The following is a 9,261-nucleotide window of genomic DNA, read 5'->3' on the forward strand; positions in this document are numbered from 1 at the left end:
CTACTCTTATAGCTTAGTCTGCAGCGTCAGATGTTTATAAGAGAGAGGATATTATTAGTGCTTTTTATAAAGCCCTGGAGGTATGTATAATGCTAAAAAGAACTATAACTGCAGAATTAATTAAAAAATTCAATGAACTATTGATTAAAATATTGGAGTATAAAAAAAATAAAAATTATGATGAAGCTTTAGATTCAATCGATACCGCTTTTAAAGACATGTTTAGGCTGAGTTTAAAATTTTTTAACTCTTTTTCTGTAGAAAATTTAATGGAAATAGTAAAAATTAATGGAACTGTAAACACAGATAAATGCATAATAGTAGCTAAACTGTTAGAAGAAGAGGGTAATATTTTAGAAACTCAAAATAAACTGGATTATTCATTTTACATACATCAAAAATCCCTGCATTTATTTTTAAATGCCTATTTAGGCAAAACAGATGACTGCAAATTAGAAATTTATTTTTCAGACATAGATTCCATTATAAATAAAATATCTCAGTACAAATTAACCCACGAACTCCAAAATCAAATTATAAACTACTATACAAGCTGCCACAAATATGATAAAGCTGAAGATATGGTATATGAGATTTTACAAGAAAATAATTATAGCACTGAATTCTTAAAATACTCCATAGAATTTTACAAAAATCTATTATTAAAAGATGACAGTGAATTATCTGCTGGCAACCTTCCTCGCCAGGAAATATTAGATTCTCTATCTTCTCTAACATCCCGTTTACAAAGCTCAGGCAATATATAGTAACATGAAAAATAGTCTAAATAATAAAATCCCACCATGCCGTATCGTGAGTTACTTTGAACCCGCTCCCAGCAGGTGGGCATCTCCTTCTTGCTTCTTGTGCCCGAAATAAATCAGGTTTCATTCCACAAGAAGAGTTAAATTCCCTTCTATAAAATGTTCGGTCAACATCAACTCATTCTACGTACACAGCAGGAATTCTTCAATTTTAAGTGTAAATAAAAATTTATTTTCTTTAAACTCTCAACATTATTATACTACATTTTTCAAATTTTATCTTTATCAAATATATATTTAATTGTCCCTATTTAAATCTTTTATGCCAATTCCAAGCTCCTCCAGTTGGACTTCATCTACTACGTTAGGAGCCTCTGTCAGTGGACAAAATGCATTTTGATTCTTAGGAAATGCTATGACATCTTTTATATTGTCAGTATTTGCCAAAAACATCACCATCCTGTCAAATCCATAGGCCAGGCCACCATGGGGTGGTGGCCCAAATTTAAAGGCCTCCAGAAGATATCCAAACTTTTCCCAGGCACTTTTTTGTGTAATTCCAATTACCTGAAACATCTTTTCCTGCAGCTTGGTGTCATGTATTCTTATACTTCCTCCGCCCAATTCCTCTCCATTCAATACTATATCGTAGGCCTTGGCCCTTACTCTGCCTGGATCACTTTCCAGATATTGTATATCCTCATCCATAGGCATAGTGAATGGATGGTGTTCTGCCTGATATCTCTTTTCCTCCTCATTATAGGACAAAAGAGGAAATTCCGTTATCCAGACAAACCTAAATTCATCGTTATTTTTTAAAATGCCAGTTTCCTTTGCCATATGAACTCTAAGCGCACCTAAACTTTCAAGTACAACTTTATTTTTGTCAGCAGCTATGAGTATAAGATCCCCCGGCACTGCCTCCATCCTATTTAATATTTTTTTCGTGTCTGTTTCTGTTAAAAATTTTGATGCAGATGACTTAACTTCATCTTCTCTGTACTCTATCCAAACAAGTCCCTTAGCCCCATAATCCTTTACAAACTCCACCAGCTTATCAATCTGCTTTCTACTCATAGAGGAGGAGTTCTGGACTCTTATGGCTCTCACCGAGCCGCCATTTTCAATGGCATTTTGAAATACCTTAAAGTCAGTATTTTTCACCACATCAGTTATGTCATTTATCTCCATACCGAACCTCAAATCCGGTTTATCGGTTCCGTATTTTTCCATAGCAACCTTATATGGCATTCTCTCTATAGGAAGCTTTATATCCAGATTTAGAATCTCTTTAAACACTCTCTGAAGCAATCTTTCATTTACGTCCATCACATCTTTCTGCTCTACAAAGGAAAGTTCCATATCAACCTGGGTAAATTCAGGCTGTCTATTTGCCCTTAAATCTTCATCTCTAAAGCATTTAACTATCTGAAAGTATTTGTCAAACCCCGAAACCATTAAAAGCTGTTTATAAAGTTGTGGTGACTGGGGAAGAGCATAGAATTTGCCCTTATAATTTCTGCTGGGCACAAGGTAGTCTCTGGCCCCTTCTGGTGTACTTTTTCCAAGCATTGGAGTCTCTATTTCAACAAATCCCTCTTCATCCAGAAAATCCCTTATAACTTTAGCTATTCTGTGTCTCAATCTGAGTATTCTCTGCATATCAGGCCTTCTTAAGTCAAGATATCTGTATTTAAGCCTTATATTTTCATCTGTATCCAAATTTTCCTTTATATATATAGGAGGTGTCTTAGATTCTGAAAATATTTTTATACATTCTCCTTTTAATTCCACCATACCAGTGGGAATTCCCCTATTGGGCGCTTCCCTTTTTACAATAACTCCAGTAGCAGCTATGCAGTATTCGGATTTTACATTATCTGATTTCTGAAATGCTTCTTCATTTATCCCTTCTCCAAATACAATCTGGAGTATTCCAGTTCTATCTCTGAGATCCACAAATATCAGGCTGCCTAAATTTCTTTTCCTTTGAACCCAGCCCATTACTGTAACTTTTTCACCTATATTATTTTCTCTAAGTTCACCACACATATGAGTTCTTTTAAGCCCATTCAATGATTCTCCCATTACATTCGCCGTATAATGCTCCTTATCATCACATTAAATAAGTGCATTTACCCGTTTCATTGTGCATGAAGTTAAACTTCTCTGGTCCCGCACTCCAAGGTATGTTCTCACATTATAAATCTCTCAATAATGTTACTTTAACGGTTTTTCAACTCCTATTCTTCTCATTATTTGACCATTTAAATTTTTTATAAGATTTTATAATTTAACTAAGTTTAGGATTTCATCCATATTTTCTAAATTAATTGAAAATTGTTTTCCATCAAACATTCTCTTAAATTTAGCAACATTTGACTGTAATTCATCCTCACCTATTATAACTGTAAATCTAGCATCTATTTTATTTGCATATTTCATTTCGGCCTTTACACTTCTATTCATATGATCACATTCACATCTTAAATTTTTCTCTCTTAATTTATTAACCAGTTCAAGAGCCCTTATCCTTGCGTTATCTCCCATAGCACCTATATATAAATCTATATAGGGAAGCTTTGGTATTTCTATCCCATTTTCTTCCAATGTTAGAAGTGTCCTCTCTATGCCCATCCCAAATCCTACGGCAGGCATCTGTGGTCCTCCAACCTCTTCTATTAGATAATCATATCTTCCACCGCCGCATACGGTTATATCATTATCGATTATTTCAAATACAGTCTTGCTGTAATAATCAAGTCCCCTCACTATCAACGGATTTATCTTGTACTCTATGCCCAAAGCAGTTAAATATTTCTTCAATTTCTCAAAATGATCCCTGCACTCATCACATAGGTAATCCAGTATCAATGGAGCTTCCTTTACTATTTTCTTGCAGCTCTCCACTTTGCAATCCAGTATTCGCATGGGATTCTTATAAAATCTGCTTTTACAGGTATCACACAGCTCATCGTATTTTTCAGATAGAAAATTTTTTAAGATCTCATTATATTTTTTCCTGCATTTAGGGCATCCTATACTGTTTATGTTCAATTCCAGCCCCCTTATACCAAGTTCCTTATACACTCTCATAGCCAGACTTATGACTTCTGCATCCAGTGAAGCTTCCCCAGCACCAAAAGCCTCTATACCAAATTGATGGTGCTCTCTAAGTCTTCCCTTCTGAACACTTTCATACCTTAAAACCGGTGTAAAATAAAACAATTTAGTTGGCTGAGCTTCATTATACAAACTGCTTTCCACAAAAGCTCTTACCGCTGGTGATGTCCCCTCAGCTTTAAGAGTAAGGCTTCTTCCTGATTTGTCTTGAAATGTATACATCTCTTTTTGAACAACATCCGTAGTCTCACCTACTCCTCTTTCAAAAAGTTCTGTGTATTCAAAAACAGGTGTCCTTATTTCCCTGTATCCATAAGAAGCAGCTATATTTTTAAATATATTTTCTAGATAATGCCATTTGTAAGACTCCGCAGGCAATATATCTTTAGTACCTCTTGGTGCTTGTATAATCATAATATTCTATTTCCTCCCCGATTATCTGATGACAAAATTATAATTATACGAATTTTATCATCAATTTACTTACAAACATATTCAATACAATGTATCTAAAAGTTTTATTTTCTTTTGAACCATTTCGTCCACCCTGTTTATATACTCTCTCACATCCTTCACATTTGCCTGCCTTTCCAACCTATTCTCATCTAAAAATATAACTTTAGTAACAGCATCAGCTCCACAGGCTATTATGGTCTGACGTTCCTCAATCATCTCCACATTATAAATTCCTGAATTACGAGCTCTTGTATATCCTATATTTTCCATATTGCCTACCATATTTTTTTGCCTGTACATATAATATGGCTTCATTCCCAACGTTTCAGCCAATAAAGCGGTCCTATTATACATTGAATTTAACTCTCTATTACCAGCAATGGAATACTTTATATTATTTATTATATTTTCATAGAGTCTGGATGCCCTCTTTACAGACAACCCATGCACTGTCAGATTGTCCGGAGAAAGTCTTTCTATTTCCTCACAAGTCCTATTTATATGGTCTATTCTCTCACCAGGAAGGCCTACAATTATATCCATGTTTATATTGTCAAATCCACATTGCCTTGCCATATAAAATTTTTCTTTTATATCTTCTACGGAGTGCCCTCTTCCAATAAATTTTAATGTACTGTCATTCATTGTCTGTGGATTTATACTTATTCTATTTACCTTATATTTTTTCATGGTTTCCAATTTATTCAAAGTTATACTGTCAGGTCTGCCGCATTCTACATCAAATTCACTTATTTTATGATTACATACAAAACCATTATATATTTCATTCATTATTTTTTCAAATTTTTCATCACTTACGGCTGTAGGAGTCCCTCCTCCAAAATACACACATTCTACATTTAGGCCATGTTCTATTATATAATTTGAAATCTTTCTCAATTCACAAGTCAAGCTGCAGAGGTAATCATCTACAATATTTCTACATTTTTCAATTGGATTAGAGGCAAAAGAACAGTAAATACACCTAGTAGGACAAAAGGGCATTCCTATATACACACTTACATTCCTACTATCGGCATTTACTACATCTTTCTCAGAATTTGCTATATCGACACAAAGTTCCGATTTATCCTTTTTACAGCAAAAGTGCCTATAAAAATATTCTACTATATATTCTCTGCTCCTACCCTCTTCTACCAACTTTAGCGCTATTTTGCTGGGTCTTATTCCAACCAATGTTCCCCAGGGTAAGTTTTTTTGTATCCTCTCATTAAAATATAAAAATACTATTTTTTTTATATTTTCATTTTCTGTCAAACCATTCTGGAATTCTACCCTATAACTGCTTTCTCTATCTTTTATTGCAACAATATTCTCAAGTATTACAATGTTAAAATCCCAGTTTTCGTCTTTTACAAAAATTATACGTTTGAAATCATAAAATAAATTTACTATTTCAAATATTACATATCTATACCTATTAGAATTTAATTTTATTCTTATTTCCATAATTCACTTAAAAAAGCATTGACTGTATCCATAAAATGCTAAATAAAACCCCTTTCTCATAAAAAATAAATATTAAGACTTCCTACCAGATATAAATGGATTGTAAATTTTTTCCTTACCAATAGAGCTTTTGAGACCGTGTCCTGGAAGCACCTTTGTATCGTCTGGGAGAATCATGAGTTTACTTTTTATACTATCTATAATTGCATCAAAATTTCCTCCTGGAAAATCAGTTCTGCCTACAGAACCCTGAAAAAGCGTGTCTCCAGTAAAAACTAAATTTTCTGCTAAGAAACTCACCCCTCCAGGTGTATGTCCAGGTGTAAATATCACTTTCAATCTAATATCTCCAACTTTAAATATCTGATTATCTTTAAAATAAATATCAGGTTCTCCTGCAATAGTACCATACATAAGATCTTTTCTCTGCATCATTTCATAATCCAACTTATTTATTCCTATGAGAGCTTTATATTCACTCTTTATCTGATCTGCTGCTCCCGTATGATCTGCATGGCCATGGGTAAGTAATATATATTTAACTTTGCACCTAGAAGCATCTATTGCGTTTACTATATCATTTAAATCTCCACCAGGATCAATTACCGCACATTCCGCAGCATTTTCATCTGATAGTATATAGCAATTAGCCGCATACACCCCTACAATTAATTTTCTCAATTTCACAAAAAACACCTCCTACCTTGATAAATTATGTTCAAAATTTTTTCTTGCTATCCACTAAAATAGTCACAGGTCCGTCATTTTCTATAGTGACCAGCATGTCTGCACCGAATTTACCACTTTCTACTCTGTCTACTGAATTTTTACATTCTCCTATAAACTTCTCATATATAAGGTTAGCTTTATCACCTGGCAAAGCTCTTATAAAACTCGGTCTTCTTCCTTTTCTGCAGTCGCCGTACAGGGTAAACTGTGAAATTATAATCAGTTCCCCCTTTACATCCAGAAGAGATTTATTTAATTTTCCATTTTCATCTTCAAATATCCTCAAATTCAATATTTTATCCTTCATATAGGTAATATCTTCATCCTTATCTTCCACAGATATCCCCAGGAGCACATTTAGACCATTTCCTATTTCCCCTATAGTTTTTCCATTCACTTCCACCTTGGAACTTTTCACTCTCTGAACTACAGCTCGCATAATCACACCCCTTAATTTAACAGTTAATTTTCTGTTCTATAAACTTCAGTAACACCCTTTACCTTTCTCAATTTTCTCATTACATCTTTGAGTTCATCAATACTGGATATCTTCAATTTCATTTTTACAACAGCTATTCCGTTTTTAATCGGTTTAGCATTTACAGCATAGAGATCAATCTTACTGTCATTTATTATATTCATCAATTCAGATAAAAGCTTTTGCCTGTCTTCGGCTTCTATTTTAATTTCGGTAATATACTCGCCTTTAGGTTTCCCCCAACTCACCTCCACTACCTTATTATCTTTGTTTTTCATCAAAAAGTCTATATTTTTACAATCTTTTCTATGAATAGAAACTCCTCTACCCTTGGTTATATAGCCTATTATAAAATCGCCCGGTACTGGATTACAGCATTTTGCAAATCTAACAAGTACATTGGTTTCACCTTTTACAATCACTCCTGGAGATTCTTTACGCCTTTTATGTGGTTTAGATGTAACTTTATCCAGTTTATCTCTTAATTTTTTCCAATCATCAATATCCATTCTGGAAGTCTGAATATACATATCCTTCATCTTTAAAACTATAACAGAAGAATTCAAACCGCCAACTCCCACTGAAGCATAGAGATCATCCATAGAATTCATATTGTATTTTTTTAGTACAGAATTTATGATTTCACCTTTCGCAATTTCTCCAAAATTATATCCTTGTTTCTTTGCCTCTTTTTCAAGAAGCTCTTTACCTTTCAATATATTTTCTTCTCTCTTGGCTTTTTTAAACCAGGATCTTATTTTGCTTTTAGCTTGATTACTTTTAACTACATTTAACCAATCAATACTGGGACCCTTGGGGGTACTTGATACAAGTATTTCTACAATTTCTCCCGTTTTCAAGTGATAATCCAGGGGTACCATTTTTCCACTTACTTTTGCCCCAATACAGCTATTTCCTATATCCGTATGTATCTTATAGGCAAAGTCTATAGGGGTTGCCTCATAGGGCAGATTTATAACAGTACCTTTAGGTGTAAACACAAAAACTTCATCTGAAAACAGGTCTATTTTAAATCTTTCCATAAATTCTTCTGCATCCGAAGTTTCTCTTTGCCATTCCAACATTTCTCTGAGCCAGGTAAGCTTTTTATCAATATCCTCTGCGGTTTCAATTCCCTCTTTGTACTTCCAGTGAGCTGCTATACCATATTCTGCAGTTTTATGCATTTCAAAAGTTCTTATTTGTATTTCAAAGGGCTTCCCCTGGGGTCCTATAACAGTAGAATGCAGTGATTGATACATGTTGGGCTTTGGCATAGCAATATAATCTTTAAATCTTCCCGGTATAGGTTTATATATAGTATGAACTATTCCAAGAGAAGCATAACAATCTTTTACCGTATCCACTATAACTCTCACAGCAGTCAAATCGAAAATTTGATCTATAGTTTTATTTTTCTTTACCATTTTTCTATAGATACTGTAAAAATGTTTCGGCCTGCCTTCAATATCCGCATCTATACCCGCTTTTTTTAAATTTTCTTTTAATTGATTTATTATCTGCTCTATATGTTTTTCTCTCTCTACCCTTTTTTCCGCAATTTTTCTCACTATAAAGTAGTATTCATTTTGGTTTATATATCTAAAGGCTAGATCTTCCAATTCCCATTTAATTTTAGACATTCCCAGTCTATGTGCCAATGGTGCATATATATCAAAAGTTTCCTTTGCCTTTTCCTTTTGCTTTTCTACGGGCAAGTACTTCAATGTTCTCATATTATGAAGTCTATCAGCCAACTTTATCAGTATAACCCTAATGTCATTTGCCATGGCAAGCAGCATTTTTCTCACGTTGTCAGCCTGCTGTTCCTCTTTGGTCTTATATTCTATTTTTCCCAGCTTAGTAACACCCTCGACTAAATTTGCTACTTCAGGACTAAACTCCCTGCTCACATCCTCATGACTAAAATCAGTATCTTCTATAACATCATGTAAAAGCCCTGCCACTATTGTGCCAGTATCTAATCCCATTTCCGCCAATATACAAGCTACTTCTACAGGGTGCATTATATAAGGCTCGCCAGATTCCCTTTTTTGTCTTTTATGGGCTTCATCGGCAAAATAATACGCTTTTTTAACCATATCTTTATCTATATTATTACAATTTTTATCTATTAATTCCATCAATCGTTCTAACATACCGATACTCCCTAAAATCAATGGCTGGTCTATTAAACCAGCCATTATTTTTTATTAACATTATATTATATACTTTTAAAAC

Annotated in this window: 7 protein-coding genes and 1 other RNA gene; 1 reads left to right on the forward strand and 7 read right to left on the reverse strand. The window is 33.9% G+C overall.

Going from position 1 to position 9,261, the window contains the following annotated elements; translation table 11 throughout:
- The first annotated feature begins 89 nt into the window (after positions 1 to 89).
- Positions 90 to 767 carry a DUF6483 family protein gene (locus J5G60_RS13845; protein ID WP_150357342.1) on the forward strand — a complete coding sequence of 226 codons (678 nt, stop codon included), beginning with the start codon at positions 90 to 92 and terminating at the stop codon, positions 765 to 767.
- A gap of 24 nt (positions 768 to 791) precedes the next feature.
- Here J5G60_RS13845 and ssrS read toward each other — a convergent pair.
- The 7 genes from ssrS to J5G60_RS13880 form a co-directional block, all read right to left on the reverse strand.
- A non-coding RNA gene (gene ssrS / locus J5G60_RS13850) (6S RNA) lies at positions 792 to 968 on the reverse strand.
- A gap of 93 nt (positions 969 to 1,061) precedes the next feature.
- The gene (gene aspS, locus J5G60_RS13855) at positions 1,062 to 2,852 is read right to left on the reverse strand and encodes an aspartate--tRNA ligase (RefSeq protein ID WP_150357340.1); all 1,791 of its coding nucleotides are present in this window, start codon (positions 2,850 to 2,852) and stop codon (positions 1,062 to 1,064) included.
- A 198-nt stretch (positions 2,853 to 3,050) separates the two neighbouring features.
- Positions 3,051 to 4,301: a histidine--tRNA ligase gene (gene hisS / locus J5G60_RS13860; RefSeq protein WP_150357338.1), complete on the reverse strand. Its 1,251-nt coding sequence runs from the start codon at positions 4,299 to 4,301 to the stop codon at positions 3,051 to 3,053.
- Between the two features lie 81 nt (positions 4,302 to 4,382).
- Entirely contained in the window at positions 4,383 to 5,813 is a 1,431-nt protein-coding gene (locus tag J5G60_RS13865; RefSeq protein WP_150357336.1) for a coproporphyrinogen III oxidase, read from the reverse strand.
- A 72-nt stretch (positions 5,814 to 5,885) separates the two neighbouring features.
- The gene (locus tag J5G60_RS13870; protein ID WP_150357334.1) at positions 5,886 to 6,500 is read right to left on the reverse strand and encodes an MBL fold metallo-hydrolase; all 615 of its coding nucleotides are present in this window, start codon (positions 6,498 to 6,500) and stop codon (positions 5,886 to 5,888) included.
- A 31-nt stretch (positions 6,501 to 6,531) separates the two neighbouring features.
- Positions 6,532 to 6,981, reverse strand: coding sequence for a D-aminoacyl-tRNA deacylase (gene dtd, locus J5G60_RS13875; protein ID WP_150357332.1), 450 nt, complete (start codon positions 6,979 to 6,981; stop codon positions 6,532 to 6,534).
- 23 nt (positions 6,982 to 7,004) lie between these two features.
- Positions 7,005 to 9,179 (reverse strand): RelA/SpoT family protein, encoded by a 2,175-nt coding sequence (locus J5G60_RS13880; protein WP_150357330.1) that lies wholly within the window; start codon positions 9,177 to 9,179, stop codon positions 7,005 to 7,007.
- Positions 9,180 to 9,261 lie beyond the last annotated feature (82 nt).

The organism is Clostridium sp. HV4-5-A1G (assembly GCF_900184915.1).
GTDB classification, from domain to species: Bacteria; Bacillota; Clostridia; order Clostridiales; family Clostridiaceae; genus Clostridium_B; species Clostridium_B aromativorans.

What these genes read in the sequence shown, in the direction of transcription:
- J5G60_RS13845 (WP_150357342.1), top strand. Translation starts at nt 90, where the DNA reads ATGCTAAAAAGAACTATAACTGCAGAATTAATTAAAAAATTCAATGAA.
- aspS (WP_150357340.1), bottom strand. Translation starts at nt 2,852, where the DNA reads ATGGGAGAATCATTGAATGGGCTTAAAAGAACTCATATGTGTGGTGAA.
- hisS (WP_150357338.1), bottom strand. Translation starts at nt 4,301, where the DNA reads ATGATTATACAAGCACCAAGAGGTACTAAAGATATATTGCCTGCGGAG.
- J5G60_RS13865 (WP_150357336.1), bottom strand. Translation starts at nt 5,813, where the DNA reads ATGGAAATAAGAATAAAATTAAATTCTAATAGGTATAGATATGTAATA.
- dtd (WP_150357332.1), bottom strand. Translation starts at nt 6,981, where the DNA reads ATGCGAGCTGTAGTTCAGAGAGTGAAAAGTTCCAAGGTGGAAGTGAAT.
- J5G60_RS13880 (WP_150357330.1), bottom strand. Translation starts at nt 9,179, where the DNA reads ATGTTAGAACGATTGATGGAATTAATAGATAAAAATTGTAATAATATA.